Here is a 24,709-nt window from a genome sequence, read left to right on the forward strand (position 1 = left end):
TGATAACTGTTAAATTTTCCTCATAACAAGGAGTCGTTACCCATGAAGAACGTCAAGACTGTCGTCATATGGCTGACCGTGGCGTTAATTGGTGCATTTGCCTTTGCTATGCTGGCACTCAGCCGCGGTGAGCATGTCAATGCCATCTGGTTGGTGATCGCCTCAGTGGCGTGTTACAGCATCGCTTACCGCTTTTACAGCCTATTTATTGCCAAGAATGTGTTTGAGTTGGATGACCGGCGCCTGACACCTGCTGAGCGGCGCAATGACGGCTTGGATTATGTCCCGACCAATAAATGGGTACTATTCGGTCACCACTTTGCGGCGATTGCCGGTGCCGGGCCATTGGTTGGGCCAATTCTGGCCGCACAGATGGGCTTCTTGCCGGGGACTATCTGGATTTTGGTCGGGGTAATGATGGCCGGTGCAGTACAGGACTTCTTGATCCTGTTTATCTCTACCCGTCGCGATGGTCGCTCTCTGGGGGAGATGGCAAAACAAGAGTTGGGTGCTTTTGCCGGGGTTATCACTATGCTGGGCGCGCTGGGGGTGATGATTATCATCTTGTCCGCGCTAGCATTAGTGGTGGTTAAAGCCTTGGCTGACAGCCCATGGGGCCTGTTCACCATTGCAGCGACTATCCCGATAGCACTGTTTATGGGCGTTTATATGCGCTTTATCCGCCCGGGGAAAATCGCGGAAGTATCCTTAATTGGTTTCGTACTGATGATGTCCGCAATTATTTACGGCGGCAATATCGCGGCTCACCCTTATTGGGGACCATTCTTTACCTTACACGGCACCACCCTGACCTGGGTGCTGGTTATTTATGGTTTTATCGCCTCAGTGCTACCGGTGTGGTTGTTGTTGGCGCCAAGGGACTATCTGTCGACCTTCCTGAAGATCGGCGTCATTATTGGTTTGGCCGTTGGTATTGTCTTTGCCATGCCTGAAATGAAAATGCCTGCCGTCACACGTTTTATTGATGGTAGCGGCCCGGTATTCTCCGGTAGCCTGTTCCCGTTCCTGTTTATTACCATCGCTTGCGGGGCCATTTCGGGCTTCCACGCCTTGGTTGCCAGTGGCACTACACCAAAACTGATTGAGCGTGAAAGTCACACCCGCTTTATCGGCTATGGCGCGATGCTGATGGAATCCTTTGTCGCCATCATGGCGCTAATTTGTGCCTCGGTTATCGATCCCGGTGTCTATTTCGCCATGAACTCTCCGGCAGCGTTGATTGGCACCACAGTAGAAAGCGCCTCTCTGGCCATTAGCAGTTGGGGATTTGTAGTCACACCAGAAACCCTGGCCATGATTGCCAAAGATGTTGGCGAGAACTCCATTTTATCCCGTGCGGGTGGTGCCCCCACTTTCGCCGTTGGGATGGCGCATATTATCAGTGAGATATTTAATAGCCGCAATATGATGGCCTTCTGGTATCACTTTGCCATTCTATTTGAAGCCATGTTTATTCTGACCGCCGTGGATGCCGGTACCCGAGCCTGTCGCTTTATGGTGCAGGATTTGGTGGGTGTCGTAGTGCCGAGCCTGGCAAATAACCGCTCATGGTTGGGTAACTTGTCCGGCACCACAGTGGCGGTCGCCTGCTGGGGCTTCTTTGTTTATCAAGGTGTGGTTGACCCATTAGGGGGGATCAATACCTTGTGGCCACTGTTCGGTATCGGTAACCAGATGCTGGCATCGATGGCGCTGATTTTAGGGACTGTCGTCCTGTTTAAAATGAAGAAGCAACGCTATGCTTGGGTAACCATCCTGCCAACAATTTGGCTGTTTATTACCTCAATGACCGCGGGCTGGCAGAAGATTTTCCATGAAAAACCGAGTATTGGTTTCCTGGCTCAAGCGAAGAAATTCTCTGCCGGTGTTGAGCAAGGCGTTCTGATTGCTCCCGCCAAGAGCATTAAAGACATGGAAACTATTGTGTTCAATAACCAGATCAATGCCGCCTTATGTGCCTTCTTTATGCTGGTGGCAGTGACCATGCTGATTTCATCTTTCTTTGTGGTCCGTCGTGCGCTGAAATCCAGCAAACCGACCACCCATGAGACTGAAATTGTCTTCCGTGAGGAGGTTGCCCGTGGCTAATGCAGGTATACCGTTTCGTACCCGAACAGGGTTAGCAACCACGCCGCGCCAGATTACGCGTTGTGTACCGTTGGTTCCTGTGGCTGTCCGCCCGACTCATCTACGGGCTTGGTTGTGCCTTATCGCACACCGCGTGGCACAAAGCTTTCGACTGATGGTGGGAGTACAGGATTACGGCAATTATGTTAATCATATGCGCCGACATCATCCTGACACTACACCGATGACCGAACGGGAATTCCACCATTATTGTCTGAATGCCCGCTTCCCCAGTGAGGCCGGCAAACTGGGGAAATGCCCTTGTTAAACTAGCAAGCTGAATCATAAAGTGACATTGTCACGCCCTGTTGATGTTTCACAGGGCGTTTTTATTTTCCGTTTGAACAGCAGGCACCACCAACTAGCTCAAGATTGGCGAGCCAAATGCGCCCTGCCAATCTTGTTCAAATTGTTCTACTGCCGCTTTTACCGCAGGCGCGCTGATAAGTTGCTCTGCTACATCCACCGGAATGGTGACCGACTGACAGCCCGCCAACAGGCAATCTACTACTTGACGTGGCGTACGGAAACTGGCCGCCAATACTTTCGCGCCCGGTGCATGTAAGGTTAACAATTGCTGTAACTCACGGACCATCGCAATGCCATCACCGCCTTGTGCATCCAGTCGGTTAACATAGGGTGCGACATATTCAGCCCCCGCCAATGCAGACAGCAGCCCTTGCCCGGCACCATATACGGCGGTACCTAATGTCGGAATAGACATCCCTTTCAATTGCTTAATAGCCGCCAATCCTTCTGCGGTGGCGGGGATTTTGATAACCAAACCGGGGACGCGCTTTGATAGCATGATTGCCTCAGACACCATCAGTTCGCTGTCACTGGCCAGCACTTGTGCGAAAAGTTTACCGGTACCGCCCAGAGCATCGCGCAGCGCAGGTAACACCTCCCAGATAGGCTTGCCCGCTTTGGCCAAAATAGTCGGGTTGGTAGTGACACCTTGTAATGGCAGTACGCGCGCCAGGCGTTTTACTGCAGCTACATCTGCGGTATCAAGATAAAGCTCCATAAGAACCTCCGGTTTGGATTATGTAAGCAGCCAGACTGGTTAAACAAATAAGCCAGTTAAGCAAATGGATTTACCACCAATCATCAGCCGCAATCATAGACCAATCATGAATCGATAATGTGATCTTTATCAAAATACTTTCATTCGAAAGCAAATTAAACTTCAATCAAAAGCAATGTATTTTACATACTGCAAAAAATGCGATGATAGCGTTGTAAGACAGAGTTGTGGCTTGCCTCACTTTTCCCTTAGTAACACAGGGTGTTATCCCTACTATTTAAGGTATTATTTATCATTATGATGTTGTTGTGAACCGGCGAACTTTTACCACCACGTTGGCTGGTTCAATTTTCAGCACACTTTATTATCGGGAATGCCATGAACCCAAGACAGCAAATAATTTTACAGTTGGTAAACGACCGGCAACGAGTCAGTGTCAGTGAATTGGCGCAGGAAACGCAGGTCTCTGAGGTGACAATCCGTCAGGATCTCAATCAGCTAGAGACGAGAGGTTTGCTCAAACGAGTGCATGGTTCAGCCGTCGCTCTTGAGAGTGACGATGTCGATGTTCGCATGATGACTCACTTTGCCATGAAGCAAAAATTGGCTAATCACGCCGCTTCACTGGTCAATGAAGGTGAGACGGTATTTATCGAAAGCGGCAGTAGCAACGCCCTGTTGGCGCATCATTTGGCACAACGCCCTGGTATCACCTTGGTGACGGTGAGTGGTTATATCGCCAGACAATTGAAAGAGTCTTCCTGTGAAGTGATTCTTCTAGGCGGAATTTATCAGAAAAAAAGTGACAGTATGGTTGGCCCATTGACGCAACTTTGTTTGCGCCATGTGCATTTCAGCAAGGCGTTTATCGGTATCGACGGTTATCAGGCAGATACCGGTTTTACCGGGCGCGATATGTTACGCGCCGATGTGATTAATAGTGTGTTAGCCAAAGGCGCTGAAAATATCATTCTGGCCGATGCATCAAAATTTGGTCAGGTGCATCAGAACTCACTGATGCCATTATCGTCCATCAACCGGGTCATTACCGATAACCGCCTGCCCGCAGGTTATCAGCAGCAATTAACGGCACAAGGCATTCAAGTCGATATCCTCAGCGAATAAGAGGAACAACATTCATAACGGAGTAACAGCAATAATGGCGGACATCACCTTCACGCGTGAACAGACTCAACGGATGGCACGTAAAATTCAGGATTATCTGGAGCAGAACCTGAGTATTGAGCTGGAAGATTTTGATGCGGAATTTTTACTGGAATTCATCAGTCGTGAGCTGGGCGCGCATTATTACAATCAAGGTATCAATGATGCCATTGCACAGGTCGAAGCAAAAATGCTCGATATCACTGACTCCGTGCTATGGCTGGAGAAACCCGTGCAAGACTGAACACGGGTCACCTTCTCAACGAGAGGCCCAAACAGCGATTATTGCCCGTAATAGGCATTTTTACCGTGTTTGCGTAAATAGTGTTTATCCAACAGTTGCGGTTGCATATCACCAAGTTGCGGGTTCAATTGGCGTGAGAAAATCCCCATATAAGCCAACTCCTCTAACACAACCGCGTTGTGTACGGCATTATCCGCACTGGTCCCCCAGGCAAACGGACCGTGTGAATTGACTAAAACCGCAGGCACATCTTCTGGTTTAATGCCCCGTTGATGGAATGTCTCAACGATGACATTGCCGGTTTCCCATTCATAGCGGCCAGCAATCTCTTCTTGCGTCATCAACCGGGTACAGGGAATGGTGCCGTAGAAGTAATCTGCGTGAGTGGTACCCCACGCAGGCAAATCTAGCCCAGCCTGGGCCCAAATGGTTGCATGGCGTGAATGGGTATGAACGATGCCGCCAATTTGCGGGAAATTAAGATAAAGCACCCGGTGAGTATCAGTATCCGATGAGGGCTTCTTACTGCCCTCCACCACTTTGCCGGTTTCCAGCTCTACCACCACCATATCGTCCAGTGTCATCACGTCATATTCCACACCGGAAGGCTTAATCACCAGTAACCCATGTTGTCTATCGACAGCACTGACATTGCCCCAAGTGAATGTGACCAAATTGTGGCGAGGTAACGCCAGATTGGCGGCCAGTACCTGTTGCTTCAGTTCGTTGAGCATCGTCGTATCCTGAATGACTGAATTTCTCTCATTTTCAGCGCCACAGGTAAGAACCGGTATGGGATAAATGGCTATAAACTGCGTGCAGATCGGCTGGAAAGTACAGTCTGCGAGGTACACATAGCAGAACGTCATATTTTATTTAGCACTGACAATGGGTTAATCGTGCCTTTAGTCTCAGACAATCCCTAATTCCCCGTCTTGTCAGATCAAATTAGGACTATTTACCTATTAAATGATTCGCGGATATTTATACTAGTTTCTATTGGTGACAAAACGAGTTTTTAGCATTAATTCTGAATTTAAATCTAAACGACGATTTTTATTCTAAACACTAACAAAATGAGACTTCGGCTAAAATTGCTACAACGCCTATACTTAGTTAGGTAATTTCAATTTTGCACGGATACATCAGGATAGATAGATTCAAACTATATGACCTGATCTATCCGTACTTAGCCAACGTCAGGAGAATTATGATGATGATAATCAATAAACGATTTGCCACTGCCGCCTTGGCGCTAACACTGGCCTTGTCCCTGTCTGCTTGTTCTAATATGTCCAAACGTGACCGCAATACCGCAATCGGTGCCGGTGCTGGTGCTGTAGGTGGTGCGGTGTTGACCGGCAGTACGCTGGGGACATTAGGTGGCGCGGCGGTTGGTGGGGTTATCGGGCACCAAGTCAGCAAATAATGTTATCGGTATGATTTGACGTTGCAGGGTGTTAGCTACGCTCACTTACCTGTGTAAGCTCATCGGGATTCGTTTGCTTGCTGCCTACCTGCAACGTCAATTAATTAGGGGAAAACTGATAAATGAAACTGTAAATTATTCTCAGCCACCCGCCAGTTTGACTTTCATCCCTTTGGCTTCGAGCAGTTGCTTAAGAAGATCGCGTTTATCTCCTTGAATTTCAATAATGCCGTCTTTAATCGAGCCACCGCAACCGCACTTCTTCTTCAATTCTGCTGCCAGTTTATCCAGCACCTCATCACTGCCATCAACACCGGTAATCAGGCACACGCCCTTTCCTTTACGACCACTGGTTTGGCGCTGAATACGAACAATACCATCCCCTTTTGGCCGCGCGGGTTTTAGCTCAGGCTCACTGATACGCCCCGAGTCAGTTGAATACACCAAACGGCTATTATAATTCGTCATTATGCCACCTTGCTCAATGATGCCAGAATCTCACTCAGTGTTTTTTCTGGGTCAGGAGATTGGGTGATCGGACGCCCAATAACCATATAATCCACCCCAGCAGAGACGGCTTGCTCAGGAGTCATGATACGGCGCTGATCACCGGCCTCACTGCCCTGCGGGCGAATACCTGGGGTAACCAGTTTAAAATCAGCGCCACAAACCTGCTTGAGGCGCACAGCTTCATGGGCGGAGCACACCACCCCCTCTAAACCGCAATCCCATGTCAGTTTCGCTAACCGTTCGGCATGTTCTGCCGGGCTGATGTTAATACCGATATCACGTAAATCTTCGCCATCCATGCTGGTGAGCACCGTAACAGCAATCAATAGGGGTGCCTGGTGCCCATAAGGCAATAAAGCTTCTTTGGCGGCAGTCATCATGCGTGCACCACCACTGGCGTGGACATTGACCATCCACACCCCAAGCTCAGCTGCCGCACTCACCGCCTTAGCGGTGGTGTTGGGAATGTCGTGAAATTTCAGATCAAGGAAAACCTCAAAACCACGCGCATGCAGATCACGGACCAACTGAGGGCCATATAAGGTAAACATCTCCTTGCCCACTTTTAACCGGCAATCTTGCGGATTAACACGATCAGCAAAGGCTAACGCAGCGTCTTTATTGGCATAGTCCAACGCGACAATGATCGGAGAAGATATCGGGCCACTGTTATTAGTTTTAGTTGCAGACGTCATTTTTAAGCCCTTTTCAGTCAATAAGTAATGATAACGCTCATATTCTACAGGCTGCTCTACTGAAATTACAGCTATCGAGCGACACCAATACTTGCTGTTTATGGGTCGTAATTGCCGCAGAGGGTCAATTTACGTCAAGCAGTGAGATTGTGCTTACCTGCCATTAAGTAAATCAGCTTCAAGAAACGTAAATTCTCAATCAAATATTTTGATTTAGATGCTCAGTTGTTTGTGATTCTCATTCAATATTAATGCTGTATCATTCACTCCATCGCCAGACAGTAATTGTCTACTGAATAAGTAAAAAATATCAATTATTCAATATAATAAACTAGAAACTGGAGTTTCACATGAAAAGCATTAAATTCATCGCCCCGGCATTAATTCTGTCTCTCGCATCATTTGCTAGCGTCGCCGCCACTCAAATACAAACTAATCAATCAGCAGGATTGAATGAAGCTGGCGTGATTTCTGCCAGTAATGCAACTACCTTGACCGAGTTAGAAAATGCATTGGCGCAGCAAGCCAAAGCTGCCGGTGCAAAATCTTTCCTGATAACCTCTGCGACCGGCAATAACAAAATGCACGGTACCGCCATTATCTATCGTTAATACCCGTCTCTCCGGTTAACGCTTTATCTCTTTCTAAGAGCGCATTTGCGCTCTTTTTGCCGTGGCTAATGTGAATTTTTTGTGACAGTTGTGTTATCCCCTAGACAGTTTCGCTTCCCTCGCTTAGCTTGGTATTTCCTCCTAAGTTAAAGGTTATATGATGAGCGAAATATCTACCTTAACCATTAAAATCCCTCTGGAATTAAAAGAGAAAATCAAGGCTGCTGCCTTAGAAAAACAGTTTTCCCTGAGTACCGAAGTGTGCGAAAGATTAGAAAAGAGCTTTGAGGTTGATGTTAAAAGTAGTAAAGCCAGCCGCAAAGATGCCAAGTTGCATCAAGGTGAGATTGATAGCCAAGGTGTAGAAGAGATTTCAGAGCAGCCGTTAAGCCAAAAAGAGTTGAAGAAACTGCGACAATTATTGAAAGACGGTGTGAAAGCGCCTCAGAAGAAAAAATAAAGATAACACCACAATACTTCATCAAAAACTATCGGGTGGCTCAGGTCACCCGATGACTGTCGCGATACCTCTGACAATAGAAACGTTTACTGCCCATCCAATCCCCGGATCGGCTTAACCGAAGCCCAGGCTCGGCATGATGGACAGTGCCAGTACAGAGAGTGCGCGGTAAAACCACATTTATGACAGCGATAACGGGGTTTGGTCCGAATCTGTTCTCCTACCATGTCTCGCAGCAACAGCAAGCTCTCTTTCGCTCGCCCTTCTTCTGCATCTGCCAGGTGATAATCCATTAATCGATAGAAAACACGCATGGTGGGATGGCGTTGTAACTGGCGGTTGATATAGGTTTGTGCCACATCACGGCCTTCATGCTGTTCCAGTATTTCGGCCAGCATTAGTTCAGCCGTAGCACCCGTATTATCTTCAACGCAGCGTTTGAGGAAATTCGCCCACGCCTCGGGCTGTTGTAGATGTTGGTAGCAATCGCTCAACATAGGTAATGCCTCGCTGACCACTTCCTTATCCTGCTCCAGCACACGCTCCAGCGCCTCTACGCCTTTGGCATATTCACCCTTGGCAATATGCACCCGACCTTGCATGATGGAGACACGGGCGCACTGCTTATCCGCAATAGCCGCTTTCTTCAGCAACCCCATTGCTTTCTCTAAATCATCACTCCCCATGGCTTGCAGCGCCAGTTCGCAATAGAAATGCGCTATCTCCAGCCGCTGATTATCTTTGCCCATCTTGACCAGTTTTTCCGCCACTTCAATCGCGTTGTTCCAATCACTGGTGGCCTGATGAATAACCAATAACTGCTGTAGTGCCCCGAGCCGGAAATCTTGCTCTTCAACCAATTGATTGAACATATCCTCTGCCCGATCATATAAACCCGCGGCCATATAATCACGACCAAGTTGCTGAATTGCCAGCAATCGTTGTTCAAAGGTCAGAGAAGCACTTTCCATCAACGCCTGATGAATGCGGATAGCGCGGTCAACTTCACCACGAGAACGGAACAAGTTCCCTAATGTCAGATGCGCTTCAACGGTCGAACTGTCTTCTTTCAACATCTCAAGAAACAGATCAACCGCTTTGTCCTGCTGATTAGAGAGAAGGAAGTTAACCCCTGCCACATATTCACGAGACAGGCGGTTAGCATCCTGTTGCTTATCCTGCTGAGCGCTTCTACGCCCCATATACCAGCCATAGGCGGCAGCGACGGGCAACAGCAGAAACAGCATTTCTAACATAGAAAATTATTCCTTGCTGACAGCAGGTGTGGAAACAGCCGCACTGGATTCAATAGGCTGCTCTTGCTGTGACTCAAGACGTTTAATTTTCCGCTCTGCGCGCCCCAGTAAAATTCGAACTCGCAGATAAAAAAGCCCACAAATAACCCACCCAAGTACCAAGCCCGCCGCAAAAAGCGTTGCCAATAACGTAGATACCCGATATTCGCCCTGAGCCAATAAATAGTTAAAGGTAACGACTTGATCGTTATTTGCCCCTAACGTGACTGAAATCACGAAAATCACCAGTACTAACAAAAAAATCAGCAAATATTTCACGTTTTTTCCTAAAGGCCGAATCAACCTGATGAATTATGCCAAAAATGTGGCGCCCTTACTTGATAAATTAGCACTTCCTTACCCAGCAAAGAAACCCTGCACCAAGATAAAGCGCCGATTGGGCACCTAATTGATATTATTTTAAGCGACTGGGCTGAGAATAATAACTAATCACTCAATTTTCCTCATGCTCACGTTTTTCTATCTCGCGCTGTTCTTGTGGCAAAATGGCTAACGAGCCGAACCAACGTTGTACTAAGCTACACACAATGGCGACCAATAACCCGCTGATAAGTGCTGCGGCTACCAGATCCCGTGGCCAATGCATGCCTAATACCAACCGGCTCATCATGACACCTTGCGCCCATATCATTAGCAAAATGACGGTTTTATAATGTCGCCGTGGCCACAATATGCCTACCGCCAACAATGCCCAACTGGCAGCAAAAACCGTGTGACCTGAGGGGAAAGCAAAGCCAGTTTCAAACTGCCAATGACTGCTCAACCACGGCGGAATAATGGTTTGGCTCTGTAGTTGCTGTTTGACCAACTCACTGCGTTCAGCACGGGGAAGCGAATAGAAAAAGCGATTATCAATATGATGTTCTGCCTCAAGCCAGACGACAAATGGACGAGGTTCTTGTACCTGCTCTTTAATCAGTGATTTTATACCCTGACCGACAAGAATTACGCCGCCCATCAGGACCAACAACCCTATCGCGGGCTTAATCCGAAACCGTAGGCACCATAAAAACCAGCAACTGAGCAACGCACTGGTCAAGATTCCCCATGGCGCAGTGACCGTTTCAGTCACCCAGAACACACTTTTCAACCAAACATTATTACTGCCGGGTTGCCACTGCCAACCAGAAAGCCAGATAACAAGGGTGGGTAAGAGTAAGATAAGTGTTCCGACAGTGATTCGTTTCGCTATATTCCACATCTGGGGCCCTTGGTTACACATGATGTCTATATCGTCTTTTCCATGGTGATAGCACGAATTGTACAGCGGCTATAACCACACAGTATAAGTCCCATTAATCATTGATAACACAAACAAAATTATGTTATTACCCAAATATGTTCTCGTCAGACATTTTCTCTTTCCTTTTCGCTGCTTTGTTGAACAGCAGTGAGCCAAAAGTTATGGCAATATAGCTAATAATGATCGCAGAGAAACTTTTTATTTAACCCTATGCCCTAAGATGAAGGGATATAACGGGTTAAAGCGGGTATCCACATCAGGATGCGCGATAACATCCTTAAGGTCTGAAGTTATAATATGAACAGTAAGATGCAGCTTAAACGTGTAGCAGAAGCCAAGTTACCCACGCCTTGGGGTGATTTTTTGATGGTCGGTTTTGAAGAGTTAGCCTCTGGCCATGATCATCTGGCCTTAATATTTGGTGATATCAGTGGTGATAAACCAGTGCTCTCCCGTGTTCATTCTGAGTGCCTGACAGGTGATGCTTTGTTTAGCCTGCGTTGTGACTGTGGTTTTCAGTTAGAAGCCGCATTGGCGCACATTGCCGAAGAGGGGCGCGGTGTGTTGATTTATCATCGTCAGGAAGGCCGTAATATTGGTTTGCTGAATAAGATTCGCGCTTACGCGTTACAGGATAAGGGCTTTGATACGGTGGAAGCTAACCATCAACTCGGATTTGCCGCCGATGAACGTGACTTCACCTTATGCTCAGATATATATAAATTACTGGGCGTCAAAGCCGTGCGCTTGCTAACCAATAACCCGAAGAAGGTTGAGATTCTCTCCGAGGCGGGGATTAATATCGTTGAGCGGGTGCCATTGATTGTCGGGCAAAATCCCAAGAATGAACAGTATATGGCCACCAAAGCGGCCAAAATGGGCCATCTGCTGACCAAATAATTAGCCGCGTTCAAGAACAATAAAGGGTGGTTTCTCAACCACCCTTTTTATCGAACAAGCACCGTAGTGACACTGTCACTAATGGCTATGCCATTCTAATAACGACAACATTCTAATAACTACAGCATTTTGCGGATAACATAATGCAAAATGCCGCCATTTTCGAAATAAACCAATTCATTACCTGTATCTATACGGCAGTGGGTATCTACCGTTTGTTGCCGCCCGTCAGCATAGGTTATCGTCACTGCCACCTTCTGCCCTGGGGACAGTTTTTGTAACCCACTGACGCTAATGGATTCATCACCCGTCAGCCCCAAAGTTTTGCGATTAACCCCTGCTGGGAACTCGAGGGGCAAAATACCCATCCCAATCAGATTGGAGCGATGAATACGCTCAAATGACTCAGCAATCACTACCCGCACCCCCAGTAATCTTGGCCCTTTAGCTGCCCAGTCACGACTCGAACCGGATCCATACTCCTTACCGGCAATCACCGCCAATGGCACATTCTCCTGCTGATAGCGCATAGCAGCATCATAGATAGCCATCTCATTTTGTGACGGAATATGACGAGTGACACCCCCTTCAACCCCCGGGACCATCTCATTACGGATACGGATATTGGCAAACGTCCCACGCATCATCACTTCATGATTACCACGACGGGAACCGTAGGAGTTAAACTCTTTAATCTCGACCCCACGATCACGTAAATAGCGGCCCGCAGGGCTATCAAGCTTGATATTACCGGCGGGAGAAATATGGTCTGTGGTGACAGAATCAGCCAAAATCGCCAAAATACGTGCATGGTGAATATCCTCAACCGGATCAGGCAACGCTTTCATATCACTAAAGAAAGGAGGCAAACGGATGTAGGTGGAATCGCTCTGCCAATCATAGGTTGGTGTACTATTAACCTGAATCGACTGCCACTCTTCATCGCCATCAAATACGGCGGCATATTCCTTACGGAACATCTCAGTTTTAACCTCTTCGACAGCTTTAGCGATTTCAAATCCGCTAGGCCAGATATCCTTTAGATAAACCGGCTTGCCGTCAGGGTCGTTACCGAGCGCCTCTTGTGCCAAGTTGACATTCAAATTACCGGCCAGAGCATAAGCCACCACCAGCGGCGGCGAAGCCAGCCAGTTGGTTTTTACTAAAGGATGAATGCGCCCTTCAAAGTTTCGGTTACCGGACAGCACCGCACCGACGGTCAAATCCCCGACTTTGATGGCATTTTCTATTGGATCAGGCAATGGGCCAGAGTTACCAATACAGGTGGTACAACCATAACCCACCAGATTAAAGCCCAAATTATCCAGATAAGCGGTTAATCCGGCGGCATTGAGATACTCAGTCACCACTTTAGAGCCTGGTGCCAGTGAAGTTTTCACCCATGGTTTGGTTTTTAGCCCCTTTTCTGCCGCTTTTTTAGCTAACAGACCGGCTGCCATCAGTACGCTGGGATTCGAAGTATTAGTGCATGAGGTGATCGCGGCAATCACCACCGCGCCAGATGCCAACTCGTGCGTTTTTCCTTCCAGCGTGAAGCTAACATGGTCAACTTTATCTTTTTTGCTATTAATTTCCAGTTCTTCAAACGCTTTAAAGGCTAAGGGCACTTTGGGTAAAGCGACCCGGTCTTGTGGCCGCTTCGGCCCAGCCATACTCGCTTCCACTGTGCTCAAATCCAATGAGAGCTGACTGGTGAAAATTGGCTCGTCACCAGGATGACGCCACAACCCTTGTGCTTTACTGTAGCCCTCAACCAAGGCTATCTGTTCATCACTGCGGCCACTTAAGCGCATATACCCCAGCGTCACGTCATCCACCGGGAAGAAACCACAGGTAGCACCAAACTCAGGCGACATATTGGCTATAGTCGCGCGATCTGCCAGTGGCAAATCCGCCAGACCATCACCATAAAACTCAACGAATTTGCCTACTACCCCATGTTTTCGCAGCATTTGCGTTACGGTAAGCACCAAGTCCGTGGCAGTGATCCCTTCACGCATCTTACCGGTCATTTTGAAGCCGACCACATCGGGAATCAGCATTGAGACAGGTTGGCCCAGCATTGCGGCTTCCGCTTCAATCCCACCAACGCCCCAACCGAGTATCCCCAAGCCATTGATCATGGTGGTGTGGGAATCGGTACCCACTAACGTATCGGGGTAAGCGACCTCCCGCCCACCCTGCTGTTCATGCCAAACCGTCTGCCCCAAATACTCAAGGTTAACCTGATGGCAGATCCCGGTACCCGGCGGTACCACACGGAAACGGCTAAAGGCTTTCTGCCCCCAACGCAGGAAGATATAGCGCTCGTGGTTACGTTCCATTTCGAGCCGGACGTTCTCGCCAAAAGCGGCTTTATCGCCAAACTCGTCAACAGTGACGGAATGGTCGATAACCAAATCTACCGGTGACAATGGGTTAACCTGCGCCACATCGCCCCCCAGCCGTTTGACTGCTTCACGCATCGCAGCCAAATCGACTACCGCTGGTACGCCGGTGAAATCCTGCATTAATACCCGCGCAGGCCGGTAAGCAATTTCCCGGCTGGCATGCCCGGTGAGCTGCCAATCAATAATGGCTTTTAAATCATCCTCTTGAACCTGTTCGCCATCCAGATGACGCAGTAGATTCTCCAGCAACACTTTCAGTGATTTCGGCAGTCGGTCAATATCCCCCAGCACTGCCGCCAGTTGCGGCAGGCTGTAGTAGTGATATTCATGATTAAGAGCGACCAACTTGGCCATACTCGTTTTTCGCAGATCCAACGACATAGCGCCTCCATTGTTTCTTATAAGTGCTCTAAAACAGCATTCATCCCAACAAGGCTATTCCCTTGTAATTATGAGGTCTGAATTAAATATAACACAAAGAAACATTAACATTTTGGCAACAATGGCAATTACTGGCAGCGATAGGTGTAAACGATGGTGATGGCCAATTTGTGTCAATTACTCAGATTTATGGACAGGGTTATTTACATTATTGAAACCATAATCGTCCCATTCATAATCATCTTCCTGCTGAGACACTAATCCATCATTTATCTCTTCTATCTCTTCTATCTCTCCAGGATCTTGAGTTAATTTAACTGAATAACTTTCTAGTTGTTTAAGACCTTTCTCATCATTCTCTATCTCATTTTTAAGAACGCCAGAAAAGTTTGTTATCATTTGTTCAATTTTATTATCACTACACTCAGCTAATTCATTGTTTATATAATGAGTTATTTCATCAAACCCTTTAATAATGGATTGCAATGATTTATTAAAATCATCTGCTTGTTCTTCACGCGCTGCTCGTTCTTTATTCAATCTATTTTCCATTACGCAATAATTACTATCATCCTTATTTATATTTGAAAAGCTCACCGCAATATTTTTTGCCATATCTACATCAGATTGAGTATTTGCCAACACAAAACCATTTAAATTGAATAAATTCATTAGCCAATCTAAAAATTTCTTTATTACCGTTCTGGAGTCCAGAGCCTCTTCTAACACCGTAGGGCATTGAGGGAAAAATTCAATAGAAATTGAAGGTTTTTCATGACTTAATTGACAATCTTTATCAAACAGAAACTCACCCGTCAATTTAAAAAGATTACAGCTCTCTTTACTGTGGATCACCTCATAATGCATCTTCACACCAGATTGACCATTTCTCTCAAAGCAGAAAGTTGGGTTATAACCAGGCGGCAAACCACATTTCAGTGCGTTATCGAAACCTATCATCGTTTCTGCCAGTGGGGTCTCAACCAACGAACTCAGTAAATTGTGCAGGTTTGTGTCATGATAATTTGCAGATGGATTAACCCACCCATGTTTACATAATTCATCTAATACTTTATTAATTCCATTCTTTTTTTCTAAAAAAAACTGTTCTTCACCCATTTTTATATTAAAAATTTCACTTCCGGCATAGACATCATCATGAAATGAAAACACATTAGTTAATGTATTACTTAATAATGGACAAGATGTTGAAGACATATATTCCCCTGAAAGTATTTATAAAAATAACACCATTATTTTCATAAACAAATTAACAGGAGAGGTGACTATTGGCTTTTGAATTTTTACTTATTAGTTCTGTTATGGAAAAGCCATCACGAAAAAGAGATGGCTTTTATTTCTTTATAAATTACTTAGTCGGCAATTTAATGTCTTTAAACATCGCCTCGATGATCAAAAGTCGCTCCGTACAAGGCTTAGCGGAGTATTGAAAGTATGTACCAACGGAATCACACAGGAATTACACATGTTTTTCGTCGTCCATCTGGTTTGTATACGTTTTGCAAACATCATAATGGGATAGCCATTCATATAACGCTTGGCACCAGAGATTCCTATGAGGCTGCGGTAATGTCTCGTAGTTTATTGATGGTTTACTATCAGCATTCCTGCGAACCACTTGAGACAGTGCGCCAGATGCTCTATTCATGCAGAAAACAGCTTCAATTAGCTGCTCTGGTGGGTTATGCCGTGCCGCCTTCCCTCCCCCAAACTGTGCCAGTTGTAAAACAACCAGTAAGGGCTATTGCACCAAAACCAAAGAAAGACAAAGAGAAGCGTTTAACACTGTTAGTTGTTCTGGATGATTACTTAAAAAGTAATAAAAACGATTGGAGGGCAAAGACGCTGGAAGTCAATGAGTCACGCTGTCGCTATTTAATCGATTTTTTGGGGAATAAACTAATAACAGAAATAAGCAAATCTGATGTTTCTGACTTTAAGCAACACTTGGTAGATAGAGGATTAAGTCCCAATACCTGTAACGACTATTTTATCAAAGCGTCTGGGCTATTTACGTTTGCCTGTAAGCAACGAGATTACATCACAAGAAACCCATTTGAAGGAATGCGCTTTAAAAAAGTATCAAATGTTACTGATAAGAGAGGGATACTCCACCTAGAGCATGAGCAGGCACTTAAGGGCTTCCCTGAGCATTCACAGAATTGGTGGTTGCTCCAGTTGCTTTGGTTCACTGGATGCAGGATAAGCGAGATATCACAGCTACAGCCAGCCGACTACCGTGTAATTGATGGAGTTAAGTGTATTTCTATTAACGATGAAGGGAATAAAACGCTTAAGAATTATGCCTCTAGGCGAACCATACCTATTCATGAAGACTTGCTAAAACTCGGTGTTTTCACAGATAAACCAACGTTTACATATACCCCTGATAGGGCTTCTCAGCTTGTTTCTTCAATCTATACAGGTCTAGGCGTTACAGCACACAGTTATAGATACGGTATGAGTGACAGACTTAGAAAATTGAACATTCCTGATTATGTCAGATTTGAACTATTAGGACATGCACACAAGACAACTACCGATAGGATTTATAAATCAGACGATGCAATTATATTATTAAAATCTGCTATAGATTTAACGTAAAAAAGGCGGGGATTAACCCGCCCTGTTTATTTATAAATCAACGTGCTGGGTAACTTGAAAGTAAATCATTCATGGTATTGTTGTTGTACTCGTTTATCTTGTTATTTGCTAGTACAGAAAAAACCCCCTCTAAACGCCCTACGTCTGTACTAATATGCACATCCGCAGGTTTAACAGTAATATGATTAACTGGTGCTTGGTACTGGCTACTAGCTTGGTACGGTGTTGGTTGTAGACTGCTTGCTGTAGGAATCATAGCCTGTGGAGACAGTGAATTAGCATATGGTTGGTATGCTTTCATTCCGTCACGTCCAAGCTCGGCAAGCCATTGTCTAATTCCACCCTTCGTGAGATTTTCTTGATGATTTTTCAGGCTGTCTGCTTTAATCTCTTCCTGACTTTTCAAGAATGGCAGTTTAGATACTATCCAAGAAATAAGTAAGGTAAGCTTACCTACGGCAGTTCCAAGGGCTTCAATTAGTGGGGTGAGGTCTTTCAGGCTCTTGCCTACGCCCTCGCTGCCTCCAATGGCCTCAGATAAGGCTATGCTGAATCTATCCCCTAGCGTTTGCCCTGCTTGCCCTACGGCCTGCCCGAATGCTCTAAGCTGTACTAACTGCTCAACCTCAGAAGAAGTTAGTAGCTGTCCCTTGCTGCGCATATCTTCCCAAGTATTAACCAATTGTTTGCCTTGGTCTTTAAAAGCATCCAAGAACAAACTGGCATCATCAACACCTTCGAGGAAGTAGGTCATCTCCGCATTGGTCTTCTTGAGTTGCTTCCCAGAATCCACAACTTGAACCATAAACTCGGTGGGACTCCAGTCCTTGATTTGCTTCATAGTTACACCGGTAGGCTTAAGCAATTTTTCATATAAATCAGCGAATTCCCCACCATTTTGAATTTCACCAGTCTTAGGATTCACTTTCCCCATCTCGGTTAATTCTGCTTTTTTCTCATTGATATCTTTCAACAAATCAATGGGGTCTTTTGTAATATTGTTAAGGACGCTGTACCGAACTAAAGCCTGTGCCTCAAAACTCTCTACGTCCTGCTTCTGCATCTGTTTGATCAGCATTGCACGGTTTGTGCTGGTTTGTGCTGCTGAATATGCAGCAAAACCGCCTACCAAACCGCCTGCAACAGCCATACCTGTACCAGCGGCTAGCCCAAATCTACCATTCTTTGCACCAACTGCTTGTTGTCGTGGTTGTTTACGTGCTTGAGTTTCACTGCGTGATATGGCTCTTGTTGTTTGTAGCAGACGTTTAGCTTCAAAATTTAGCTCTTTCATATCAAGGCGTTGTTCACGATATTGTTGTGTTAAAGCTTTGGCGGCTGTTACCGCTTTGAGTTTTTCACCAGCGCTCAGTTTATCGAGACGAGCAATATCAAGGCTCATATTCTTTAGCTTCATCGTTGCTGCGATGTCACGGTCAGTTGCTTCCTTCAGGGCTTTGCGATATGCCAATCGCTTTTTATCTGCCAGTGCTGCCTCTTTTGCCTGACGGGCGGCTTCTGACTGGGTTTTACCCACGCTATTCATTTGTTTCATTTGTGCTGCCGTCACCGCTGCCCAATCTTTGGTTGATGGCGTACCCACGATACCAGTGCCGAAACCTGACTTAACTTTGCTTGCTTGATTGAATACTTTTGAAATAGCTGCCATCTGCTGATTGGCTACGGCTTTTGCACTTGCTACGGCTTTATTGGCAGAGGCTGGAGAAATGGTTCCTACTGCCCCAATTGATTCTTTCCTCAGCTTTTTCATTTGTTCTTTTACACGTTTTAAACTTTGGATATCAGTATCAAATTTGACGATATTCCTTAGCGTAGCTGCTGTTATATTCATATATTTATCTCCTTGTTATTATTTTTCTCAGATAAAATCAGATAAAAAAATAGCCAGCGGTTTAAGGCTGGCTTTATTACTTAGACTGAAGAGGATGCGTTAACGCATCCTCCAATGTCATTTTCTGTTCTTTCATACGCCAATGTACCGTTGACTCTGAAATGTTGAATAGCTTTGCAAGCTGCCTGATGTTTAATACATTAAGTACATCAGCTCCTGAAATACGCCTGATAATTCGGTGTGAGCTACCCTCTAGGGTAATAACCATAATACAATACCTCTATATAATAAAAATGATAGATATAAAAGAACGGGGCTAATATAGACCCCACTCATAATAAAAATAAACAGGCATGTAAAGAGGGTAAGTACTGTAGTAATAAATACCCTCACACCTAAATTAAGCCTTAATTGATAATGAGATTGTCGCCTGAGGCAGGTTGTTTACTGGTAAAAGTGAGAACTCAGAAACAATTGTTGGGAATCCCCATTCGTCATTAGGTAATTGATACTGAATGAATTCTCCCTCAACACCAATCATATTAGCTGATTTTATCGCTGGCCCTGCATGATGAACATGGACACGACTTGATTTAGTGTATTTAGTAAACATGAAACCTCCATTATCTGGAATGTCATATTGAGCGTTTTGTCCTGTAACATCGATAAAGACTACACCCTTGTAGACCCACATCTGATAAGCTGGAAGCAATTCAGTATACTGAGTAAGGAAGTTATCCGCACTGAGTGAAGACAAGTTGTAAATCATTGTCTCAGCCACCGTAGGGTGATATTTAAGTTCTGTTGCTAGGCTACCAGAGCACACAATGAAGCGTTGTAATACATCTCCATTCTTCCCTTGAGTAGCAATTTGCTGCTGTTGAATCAGACTATCTAGTTGCTTAGGTACAGAAGCACTTGCAGCGAAATCAAATTCATAATTAACCTGACTACCAGCACCAAATTCATCATAATAATTTAAATCGCCCTGACCTGCATATTTAGATTTAGAAACCCCTCGAAGGATTGAGTCAGAATAATAACGGTCTTTAGTATTGTAATACTTCGTTACTTGCTTCTCGATTAGTTCAAGCCTAGCTTTACCTAGTGTTTGGTCTGCATCAAGACCTGCTGCACGGAATCGCTCTAAATCACGAGATGTCAATTGGTCAACACTGCTGAAATATGGCAGTTGATAAACGTAATTCGAGAAACGAGGTCTTACTGTAGTATTGAAGTCACTTGCGTAAGGCACATTTTCATTTAATACTTCTTCCGCTTTATCAATCAAACGATCTAATGCCACGTTCAGTGTGTCGTGATTCTCAACACCAAATAGATCAAGGGCATTGAATAATCGATTGGGTATTTTAATCTGCTCATAGATATATGATAGGTCTACGATTTGATCACTTGGATTTGCAGGTGCTAATTTAAAAGCCATATTATTTTTCTTCCTTATTATTGTTATTTTATTGTTTAGAATTAATCTATTCTGTTACTGAATACGGAAACCATCTACAAGAAGTAACGTTTTTGCTTTAGCCAAGCCCGCTGCATCTGCTGCTTGGAGGACTGCTTCACGTAATACCACACCAAATGCATTTGCCACCCGTAGTGTCTGTGCTGAGCCTGCGGGATAGTCTTCAAGAACGACGTAGACTTTTGTCGAGGCTGTTGTTGCTGCTGCGCCTGATGTTGCATCAATGCAAGTTCCAGCATAAGTAATAGCTGGGAGCGGCATAGTGACAAGCTTCTGATTGAAGACGTTATCAACGGCATACGCGATGATATCATTCTGGCCTAAAGGGCTTGTACCTGTTTTACCTGTTTTTAATAGAGACATTCTTTCCTTCCTTTTATTGTTGTTTGTATTTTGCTTTAACCAGTTGGAGCAAATAATCCGGTTCTTCTTTACTGTTATTGGACTTATTTACTTCAAAATCTGCATGGTCTTCGTTTCGAGTGACAGCGCTACTCATCATCAGGCCACCTTCACCATACTCCTCTGCTTTGATATCAAATTGTTTGGCGATGAATGCCATTTTGTTTAACAATTCCATATCGTCAGAATAATACGTGACTTTAAATTTCTTATTACTTGTTGCCATAGATTATTCCTTATATTTGTTATAGCACTTTGAAATGCCCCTTGAGTTGATTTAATAAGAGTATTAGATTTAGAGAATATAATATGAATAGTCAAATCAACGAACAAGAGGCATTTGAAAGTTCAATTGTAGATTGTTTACTTTGCTTGTTTAAAATGAGAAGTTATAACTTACTGAATTCTCTTAACTATATATTCCCGCAGTGTAGATATAAAATAATAGGCTCTATCACATCCAGCGATAGAACCTTTATCTTTAAGCACAAACAAACAATAACAAGGAAGTAAACAAGAAATCAGATTATCAGAGGAAATGAACGGAAGAGCGTACATTTATTAAAATCTCTAAAAGTAAAGACCTTAAGAAATGTCACCTACTGGCAATGCGGGTGCTGAAGCCACAAGGATTTATCCAGAAGATGAGGCATTATTTTGTAATTAAAGTGATGGCTTAATTTCTACTTTTAATTAATTTTTTAATAATTCAAGGAGATAATTTTCGGCTATTATTCGTGGTAATGAGTTTCAAATCATCCCTCTAATATTATTATACACTATTACAGGGATGACTGCAATATATTGTGGTGATTTTCCTTGACTATTTCTTATTTATTTTAATATTCTTCTTATGCAAGAACACCCCCACATTCTAATAACTCTTTTTCAAATTCTCTTACAGCCTGTTCACCACACTTCAACGCGATATGCTGAACAATGTTAGCTCGCTCTATTAGATCCTGATGATGTTCAGTCAGATAATGTTCGTTACTTAAAATGACGTCAGCTAATTGGTCTAATTTATCGTTTGTGTATTCGATTAACGAGAATAGATTGATATGTTCATTATCAACGAAATAATTCAGATCTAAATAGATACTCTCAAGTTCATTCAAAATCTTATTTGTCTTCTTCACTGCTTTCTTCTGTTTTTGTTTTTTCAAGAAGTACATCATTAGTTTGGTTTCCTTTTTTATTATTGTTGTTATTGTTAACACCGCATTCGCTACGTGATAAACACGGTGTTTTAATCGAGTTAGGGTATACCCTGTAGGTTAGGGTGTCTTTATAGAGAACTCTTCTCCTAGCTTGCAGTATTGCGTCTGTAGCAAGGGGCTAACATAACTATCATCAAAGCCATTAGTTGAAACTGTGTTTGTACAATAGGTACAAAGGTAATTACTGGGAATAAATAAAAAGATACTGCAAAACACAGAAACAGCGCACCCAGTAAAGTTAGATATTTAATCAACTCACCTCCTAGTTTAAAATAGTTAATGGCAATTCATCACGAGTCTTCTGTTTTTTGTTTTTTATTTGCCTCTGAATTTGTGCCATTGTTTGTTTTAGCATACCCGGCACACTCCAACCCTCATCCCAACAAAATTCTTTAAGTTCTTGGTATTCCTCTGGGGTCATGTATAAGCTGAGTGTGATTGTTTGTTCTTTGTCTTTTGCATATGCCATATGTTTCTCCTATAAGATAATATTTAGAATGGTTCAGGTATATGATCACAATTACCAGATTGATAACCTATATCTGGATAATAGTATTGTTTAGGCTCAGGCTTCTTAACAACTGCAACATACTTATAATCTGACCTTGCAAAATCTGGGAGGTCGTCTTCATCTTCATTGTGCTTTGGTGAATAAATTTCTATCGGTTTTTCTTTTATCTGTTCTATTTCTTTAATGGCTATTTCTTCTACTTTTAAGCTTTCATTCACTGCTTCATTATCAGAGACTTTGTTAGCCTTTGATTTTGCTTCTATAAAGGCACTTACAGGCTTAGGCGGTACCTTTGCATTGGTTAACTGCTTACCCTGCACTAATGGCTGTTCTGTACGTTCATAACGTGTGCCTTTTAACTGGCCTGTCAGGTCTGTTTTGAATCCTACTACTTCATTGATATCTAAAACTGTATATAGATTACTTAGACCTTTTCTTGATTCTTTTTTAAGCAGACCTAATTCAAGTAGACCATTAATATATTTTTGAGTAGAAGTTTTACTTCCTATCCCTAACTCCTCAGTAATTCTAACAATACTGGGAAAAACCTTTCCACTATTTTCTTGCCAAGCTAAAAGATAAATATAAACTGTTTTGAGAGACAGACTAAAGGGTAATAACTTCCCATTTACTTCAATCTTATTGATTGCCATTACATCAGAATACTGTTTAGAAAAAGTTCTTTCATTATTATTGTTGTTGTTGATCTCTGTCATTATTTCCCCTTTCATTGGAGTTATCGTTGTTTGTTTTATTCATTGCCTGTTTAATCAAATGTTTTATTGCTGCTGGTCTAGATTTATTCGGGTAGTTATCATCTAACCATTGCACCAGCTCTCTAGGCAGTTCAACTTGCATTTTTCATGCTCCTAATGAGATTAATTCTTGTTGTAACTCGTTTATTTTAAATTTAATAACTGCAATTCTGTACAACTGACGGCGCTCTTCTGTTAGGTTACGCTCTCGCTGATATCGAAGTGCGGTAGTTAGTTTTAACTTTCCGGTATTTAAATCATTTAGGATATCTTCTGAAGTAAATCTAAGTGTGTTAGTTTGTGGCTGTTGTGTTGTCATTTTATTCCTTTTTTTTGAATGCAAAAAAGGCCACCTCTATTATGGTGACCTCATATGGATTACTTTATTTGTGATTGTATTTTTCTATCTCAGAGCAAACTCTCTTGCTCCTACTATTATATTAGTATAAATCCGTCTATATGTCAACATATATCTAACTTATTTTTGTTATATATACCCAAGATTACAATAACAGAAATAAAATCGTTTTGCAAGCAGTCTGGCTAATTAATAGGTAAAACCTTGCACAGTGAATATCATATAAACCTGAATCCAAGATTGCACAGTGTAATGGTTACATCATTGCATAGTGTAAGATTGGTTAATGAAGGTTATAAGATGATAGTTAATAAGTTATAGTCTTATCATAACGTTTAACTGTTCAGATTATTACCTGTCAGTCTTGTTATCGGTGAGCGGTAGCGAGATAACAACAATAGGCACAGACCTATGGACGAAGTGTTAACGTAGTCTATAAGGTCATAATATTATACTAAGAGACTAACTATACATTCATTAACATTCATTCCTTAGTCAGTCTTTAACTGATTTAGTTATAATCTAGTATTAATATAGTTATAATCTAGTAGTGGTCACATGCCTGTCATAGTACCATAACACCCGTATGTCATACTTCTATAACATATGCTTGTTATAGTCACTGTAACATATGGGTGTCATGCTAATTTGATTAAGACTATCTACTATTAGCTGTTTTTCTATACTGCGTTGTGTTTATACGGCTCTTATCTTTTATCTCTTCAAATATCTCATGATCTTCTTTTTTGTTATCCATTTCTGTACATTCAGTAATGTATATATTTAAATCCTGAGATTTTCCATCGTAAGTATAATCTATAACATATTCAAATAACGAATATTCGTAGCTACCTGAATATTTTCGATACGCTTGCCAAGCTTCCTCGTGATTTTTAGCTTCCCCATTCCAGAGAGAATCAGAACTTGTCCCAGAAAAAACTTTATACTTAGGCATTAATTTTTA

27 protein-coding genes and 1 pseudogene are annotated in these 24,709 nt (G+C 43.6%); 9 read left to right on the top strand and 19 right to left on the bottom strand.

What is annotated here, in order from left to right:
• Positions 1-42 precede the first annotated feature (42 nt).
• Entirely contained in the window at positions 43-2,109 is a 2,067-nt protein-coding gene (locus A6J66_005830; GenBank protein ID PNM23762.1) for a carbon starvation protein A, read from the top strand.
• A complete protein-coding gene (locus A6J66_005835; protein PNM23763.1) occupies positions 2,102-2,416 on the top strand; it encodes a DUF466 domain-containing protein in 315 nt (104 codons plus the stop codon). The genes A6J66_005830 and A6J66_005835 overlap by 8 nt, the downstream gene beginning before the upstream one ends.
• A 93-nt stretch (positions 2,417-2,509) precedes the next feature.
• Here the strand turns inward: A6J66_005835 and fsa are convergent, their stop codons facing one another.
• Positions 2,510-3,175 (bottom strand): fructose-6-phosphate aldolase, encoded by a 666-nt coding sequence (fsa, locus tag A6J66_005840; protein PNM23764.1) that lies wholly within the window; start codon positions 3,173-3,175, stop codon positions 2,510-2,512.
• Positions 3,176-3,553: 378 nt separating this feature from the next.
• Here fsa and A6J66_005845 point away from each other — a divergent pair, with 378 nt between their 5' ends.
• Together A6J66_005845 and A6J66_005850 are read left to right on the top strand one after the other, a co-directional pair.
• Positions 3,554-4,300: a DeoR/GlpR transcriptional regulator gene (locus tag A6J66_005845; protein PNM23765.1), complete on the top strand. Its 747-nt coding sequence runs from the start codon at positions 3,554-3,556 to the stop codon at positions 4,298-4,300.
• Between the two features lie 34 nt (positions 4,301-4,334).
• The gene (locus A6J66_005850) at positions 4,335-4,583 is read left to right on the top strand and encodes a DUF2164 domain-containing protein (protein ID PNM23766.1); all 249 of its coding nucleotides are present in this window, start codon (positions 4,335-4,337) and stop codon (positions 4,581-4,583) included.
• A gap of 38 nt (positions 4,584-4,621) precedes the next feature.
• Here the strand turns inward: A6J66_005850 and araD are convergent, their stop codons facing one another.
• Positions 4,622-5,317, bottom strand: coding sequence for an L-ribulose-5-phosphate 4-epimerase (gene araD / locus A6J66_005855; GenBank protein ID PNM23767.1), 696 nt, complete (start codon positions 5,315-5,317; stop codon positions 4,622-4,624).
• A 479-nt stretch (positions 5,318-5,796) separates the two neighbouring features.
• Here araD and A6J66_005860 point away from each other — a divergent pair, with 479 nt between their 5' ends.
• Positions 5,797-6,012 carry an osmotically-inducible lipoprotein OsmB gene (locus A6J66_005860; protein PNM23768.1) on the top strand — a complete coding sequence of 72 codons (216 nt, stop codon included), beginning with the start codon at positions 5,797-5,799 and terminating at the stop codon, positions 6,010-6,012.
• A 141-nt stretch (positions 6,013-6,153) separates the two neighbouring features.
• On the opposite strand, the gene yciH is transcribed toward A6J66_005860, so the two are convergent.
• Both yciH and A6J66_005870 read right to left on the bottom strand, forming a co-directional pair.
• The gene (gene yciH, locus A6J66_005865) at positions 6,154-6,480 is read right to left on the bottom strand and encodes a stress response translation initiation inhibitor YciH (protein ID PNM23769.1); all 327 of its coding nucleotides are present in this window, start codon (positions 6,478-6,480) and stop codon (positions 6,154-6,156) included.
• The gene (locus tag A6J66_005870) at positions 6,480-7,217 is read right to left on the bottom strand and encodes an orotidine-5'-phosphate decarboxylase (GenBank protein ID PNM23770.1); all 738 of its coding nucleotides are present in this window, start codon (positions 7,215-7,217) and stop codon (positions 6,480-6,482) included. The genes yciH and A6J66_005870 overlap by 1 nt, the downstream gene beginning before the upstream one ends.
• A gap of 350 nt (positions 7,218-7,567) precedes the next feature.
• On the opposite strand from A6J66_005870, the gene A6J66_005875 reads away from it, so the two are divergent.
• Together A6J66_005875 and A6J66_005880 are read left to right on the top strand one after the other, a co-directional pair.
• Positions 7,568-7,828 carry a DUF1471 domain-containing protein gene (locus A6J66_005875; protein ID PNM23771.1) on the top strand — a complete coding sequence of 87 codons (261 nt, stop codon included), beginning with the start codon at positions 7,568-7,570 and terminating at the stop codon, positions 7,826-7,828.
• 157 nt (positions 7,829-7,985) lie between these two features.
• A complete protein-coding gene (locus tag A6J66_005880) occupies positions 7,986-8,288 on the top strand; it encodes a hypothetical protein (GenBank protein ID PNM23772.1) in 303 nt (100 codons plus the stop codon).
• A gap of 86 nt (positions 8,289-8,374) precedes the next feature.
• On the opposite strand, the gene A6J66_005885 is transcribed toward A6J66_005880, so the two are convergent.
• The 3 genes from A6J66_005885 to A6J66_005895 all read right to left on the bottom strand — a co-directional run bounded on the left by A6J66_005885 (position 8,375) and on the right by A6J66_005895 (position 10,805).
• Positions 8,375-9,544 carry a lipopolysaccharide assembly protein LapB gene (locus A6J66_005885; GenBank protein PNM23773.1) on the bottom strand — a complete coding sequence of 390 codons (1,170 nt, stop codon included), beginning with the start codon at positions 9,542-9,544 and terminating at the stop codon, positions 8,375-8,377.
• Between the two features lie 6 nt (positions 9,545-9,550).
• Complete coding sequence (locus tag A6J66_005890) at positions 9,551-9,862, bottom strand: DUF1049 domain-containing protein (GenBank protein ID PNM23774.1); 312 nt, start codon at positions 9,860-9,862, stop codon at positions 9,551-9,553.
• Between the two features lie 175 nt (positions 9,863-10,037).
• On the bottom strand, positions 10,038-10,805 hold the full coding sequence (locus A6J66_005895; protein ID PNM23775.1) for a phosphatidylglycerophosphatase B: 768 nt from the start codon (positions 10,803-10,805) through the stop codon (positions 10,038-10,040).
• Positions 10,806-11,156: 351 nt separating this feature from the next.
• Here A6J66_005895 and ribA point away from each other — a divergent pair, with 351 nt between their 5' ends.
• Positions 11,157-11,747: a GTP cyclohydrolase II gene (ribA, locus tag A6J66_005900; protein ID PNM26907.1), complete on the top strand. Its 591-nt coding sequence runs from the start codon at positions 11,157-11,159 to the stop codon at positions 11,745-11,747.
• Positions 11,748-11,866: 119 nt separating this feature from the next.
• Here the strand turns inward: ribA and acnA are convergent, their stop codons facing one another.
• Positions 11,867-14,539 (bottom strand): aconitate hydratase AcnA, encoded by a 2,673-nt coding sequence (acnA, locus tag A6J66_005905; GenBank protein PNM23776.1) that lies wholly within the window; start codon positions 14,537-14,539, stop codon positions 11,867-11,869.
• A gap of 177 nt (positions 14,540-14,716) precedes the next feature.
• Positions 14,717-15,757 (bottom strand): hypothetical protein, encoded by a 1,041-nt coding sequence (locus A6J66_005910; protein PNM23777.1) that lies wholly within the window; start codon positions 15,755-15,757, stop codon positions 14,717-14,719.
• 237 nt (positions 15,758-15,994) lie between these two features.
• On the opposite strand from A6J66_005910, the gene A6J66_005915 reads away from it, so the two are divergent.
• Complete coding sequence (locus tag A6J66_005915; GenBank protein ID PNM23778.1) at positions 15,995-17,164, top strand: hypothetical protein; 1,170 nt, start codon at positions 15,995-15,997, stop codon at positions 17,162-17,164.
• Positions 17,165-17,201: 37 nt separating this feature from the next.
• Here the strand turns inward: A6J66_005915 and A6J66_005920 are convergent.
• The 10 genes and pseudogenes from A6J66_005920 to A6J66_005965 form a co-directional block, all read right to left on the bottom strand.
• A pseudogene (locus A6J66_005920) lies at positions 17,202-17,504 on the bottom strand (integrase).
• A 1,588-nt stretch (positions 17,505-19,092) separates the two neighbouring features.
• Positions 19,093-19,284 (bottom strand): hypothetical protein, encoded by a 192-nt coding sequence (locus A6J66_005925; protein ID PNM23779.1) that lies wholly within the window; start codon positions 19,282-19,284, stop codon positions 19,093-19,095.
• A 132-nt stretch (positions 19,285-19,416) separates the two neighbouring features.
• On the bottom strand, positions 19,417-20,460 hold the full coding sequence (locus A6J66_005930; protein PNM23780.1) for a hypothetical protein: 1,044 nt from the start codon (positions 20,458-20,460) through the stop codon (positions 19,417-19,419).
• A 54-nt stretch (positions 20,461-20,514) separates the two neighbouring features.
• The gene (locus tag A6J66_005935) at positions 20,515-20,862 is read right to left on the bottom strand and encodes a hypothetical protein (protein ID PNM23781.1); all 348 of its coding nucleotides are present in this window, start codon (positions 20,860-20,862) and stop codon (positions 20,515-20,517) included.
• A gap of 13 nt (positions 20,863-20,875) precedes the next feature.
• Positions 20,876-21,127: a hypothetical protein gene (locus A6J66_005940; protein PNM23782.1), complete on the bottom strand. Its 252-nt coding sequence runs from the start codon at positions 21,125-21,127 to the stop codon at positions 20,876-20,878.
• A gap of 625 nt (positions 21,128-21,752) precedes the next feature.
• Positions 21,753-22,079, bottom strand: a complete 327-nt coding sequence (locus A6J66_005945) for a hypothetical protein (GenBank protein PNM23783.1) — start codon at positions 22,077-22,079, stop codon at positions 21,753-21,755.
• A gap of 304 nt (positions 22,080-22,383) precedes the next feature.
• On the bottom strand, positions 22,384-22,590 hold the full coding sequence (locus A6J66_005950) for a hypothetical protein (GenBank protein ID PNM23784.1): 207 nt from the start codon (positions 22,588-22,590) through the stop codon (positions 22,384-22,386).
• A gap of 23 nt (positions 22,591-22,613) precedes the next feature.
• Positions 22,614-23,348 (bottom strand): hypothetical protein, encoded by a 735-nt coding sequence (locus A6J66_005955; protein PNM23785.1) that lies wholly within the window; start codon positions 23,346-23,348, stop codon positions 22,614-22,616.
• A 145-nt stretch (positions 23,349-23,493) separates the two neighbouring features.
• The gene (locus A6J66_005960; GenBank protein ID PNM23786.1) at positions 23,494-23,706 is read right to left on the bottom strand and encodes a hypothetical protein; all 213 of its coding nucleotides are present in this window, start codon (positions 23,704-23,706) and stop codon (positions 23,494-23,496) included.
• Positions 23,707-24,403: 697 nt separating this feature from the next.
• On the bottom strand, positions 24,404-24,700 hold the full coding sequence (locus A6J66_005965; GenBank protein ID PNM23787.1) for a hypothetical protein: 297 nt from the start codon (positions 24,698-24,700) through the stop codon (positions 24,404-24,406).
• Positions 24,701-24,709 lie beyond the last annotated feature (9 nt).

The organism is Yersinia enterocolitica (genome assembly GCA_002082245.2).
GTDB lineage: Bacteria > Pseudomonadota > Gammaproteobacteria > Enterobacterales > Enterobacteriaceae > Yersinia > Yersinia enterocolitica_E.

What these genes read in the sequence shown, in the direction of transcription:
- A6J66_005925 (PNM23779.1), bottom strand. Translation starts at nt 19,284, where the DNA reads ATGGTTATTACCCTAGAGGGTAGCTCACACCGAATTATCAGGCGTATT.
- araD (PNM23767.1), bottom strand. Translation starts at nt 5,317, where the DNA reads ATGCTCAACGAACTGAAGCAACAGGTACTGGCCGCCAATCTGGCGTTA.
- A6J66_005910 (PNM23777.1), bottom strand. Translation starts at nt 15,757, where the DNA reads ATGTCTTCAACATCTTGTCCATTATTAAGTAATACATTAACTAATGTG.
- A6J66_005830 (PNM23762.1), top strand. Translation starts at nt 43, where the DNA reads ATGAAGAACGTCAAGACTGTCGTCATATGGCTGACCGTGGCGTTAATT.
- A6J66_005895 (PNM23775.1), bottom strand. Translation starts at nt 10,805, where the DNA reads ATGTGGAATATAGCGAAACGAATCACTGTCGGAACACTTATCTTACTC.
- A6J66_005870 (PNM23770.1), bottom strand. Translation starts at nt 7,217, where the DNA reads ATGACGTCTGCAACTAAAACTAATAACAGTGGCCCGATATCTTCTCCG.
- A6J66_005945 (PNM23783.1), bottom strand. Translation starts at nt 22,079, where the DNA reads ATGATGTACTTCTTGAAAAAACAAAAACAGAAGAAAGCAGTGAAGAAG.
- A6J66_005885 (PNM23773.1), bottom strand. Translation starts at nt 9,544, where the DNA reads ATGTTAGAAATGCTGTTTCTGCTGTTGCCCGTCGCTGCCGCCTATGGC.
- A6J66_005965 (PNM23787.1), bottom strand. Translation starts at nt 24,700, where the DNA reads ATGCCTAAGTATAAAGTTTTTTCTGGGACAAGTTCTGATTCTCTCTGG.
- A6J66_005915 (PNM23778.1), top strand. Translation starts at nt 15,995, where the DNA reads ATGTACCAACGGAATCACACAGGAATTACACATGTTTTTCGTCGTCCA.
- A6J66_005940 (PNM23782.1), bottom strand. Translation starts at nt 21,127, where the DNA reads ATGGCAACAAGTAATAAGAAATTTAAAGTCACGTATTATTCTGACGAT.
- A6J66_005880 (PNM23772.1), top strand. Translation starts at nt 7,986, where the DNA reads ATGATGAGCGAAATATCTACCTTAACCATTAAAATCCCTCTGGAATTA.
- yciH (PNM23769.1), bottom strand. Translation starts at nt 6,480, where the DNA reads ATGACGAATTATAATAGCCGTTTGGTGTATTCAACTGACTCGGGGCGT.
- ribA (PNM26907.1), top strand. Translation starts at nt 11,157, where the DNA reads ATGCAGCTTAAACGTGTAGCAGAAGCCAAGTTACCCACGCCTTGGGGT.
- A6J66_005860 (PNM23768.1), top strand. Translation starts at nt 5,797, where the DNA reads ATGATGATAATCAATAAACGATTTGCCACTGCCGCCTTGGCGCTAACA.
- fsa (PNM23764.1), bottom strand. Translation starts at nt 3,175, where the DNA reads ATGGAGCTTTATCTTGATACCGCAGATGTAGCTGCAGTAAAACGCCTG.
- A6J66_005935 (PNM23781.1), bottom strand. Translation starts at nt 20,862, where the DNA reads ATGTCTCTATTAAAAACAGGTAAAACAGGTACAAGCCCTTTAGGCCAG.
- A6J66_005960 (PNM23786.1), bottom strand. Translation starts at nt 23,706, where the DNA reads ATGACAACACAACAGCCACAAACTAACACACTTAGATTTACTTCAGAA.
- A6J66_005950 (PNM23784.1), bottom strand. Translation starts at nt 22,590, where the DNA reads ATGGCATATGCAAAAGACAAAGAACAAACAATCACACTCAGCTTATAC.
- A6J66_005930 (PNM23780.1), bottom strand. Translation starts at nt 20,460, where the DNA reads ATGGCTTTTAAATTAGCACCTGCAAATCCAAGTGATCAAATCGTAGAC.
- A6J66_005845 (PNM23765.1), top strand. Translation starts at nt 3,554, where the DNA reads ATGAACCCAAGACAGCAAATAATTTTACAGTTGGTAAACGACCGGCAA.
- A6J66_005955 (PNM23785.1), bottom strand. Translation starts at nt 23,348, where the DNA reads ATGACAGAGATCAACAACAACAATAATAATGAAAGAACTTTTTCTAAA.
- acnA (PNM23776.1), bottom strand. Translation starts at nt 14,539, where the DNA reads ATGTCGTTGGATCTGCGAAAAACGAGTATGGCCAAGTTGGTCGCTCTT.
- A6J66_005875 (PNM23771.1), top strand. Translation starts at nt 7,568, where the DNA reads ATGAAAAGCATTAAATTCATCGCCCCGGCATTAATTCTGTCTCTCGCA.
- A6J66_005850 (PNM23766.1), top strand. Translation starts at nt 4,335, where the DNA reads ATGGCGGACATCACCTTCACGCGTGAACAGACTCAACGGATGGCACGT.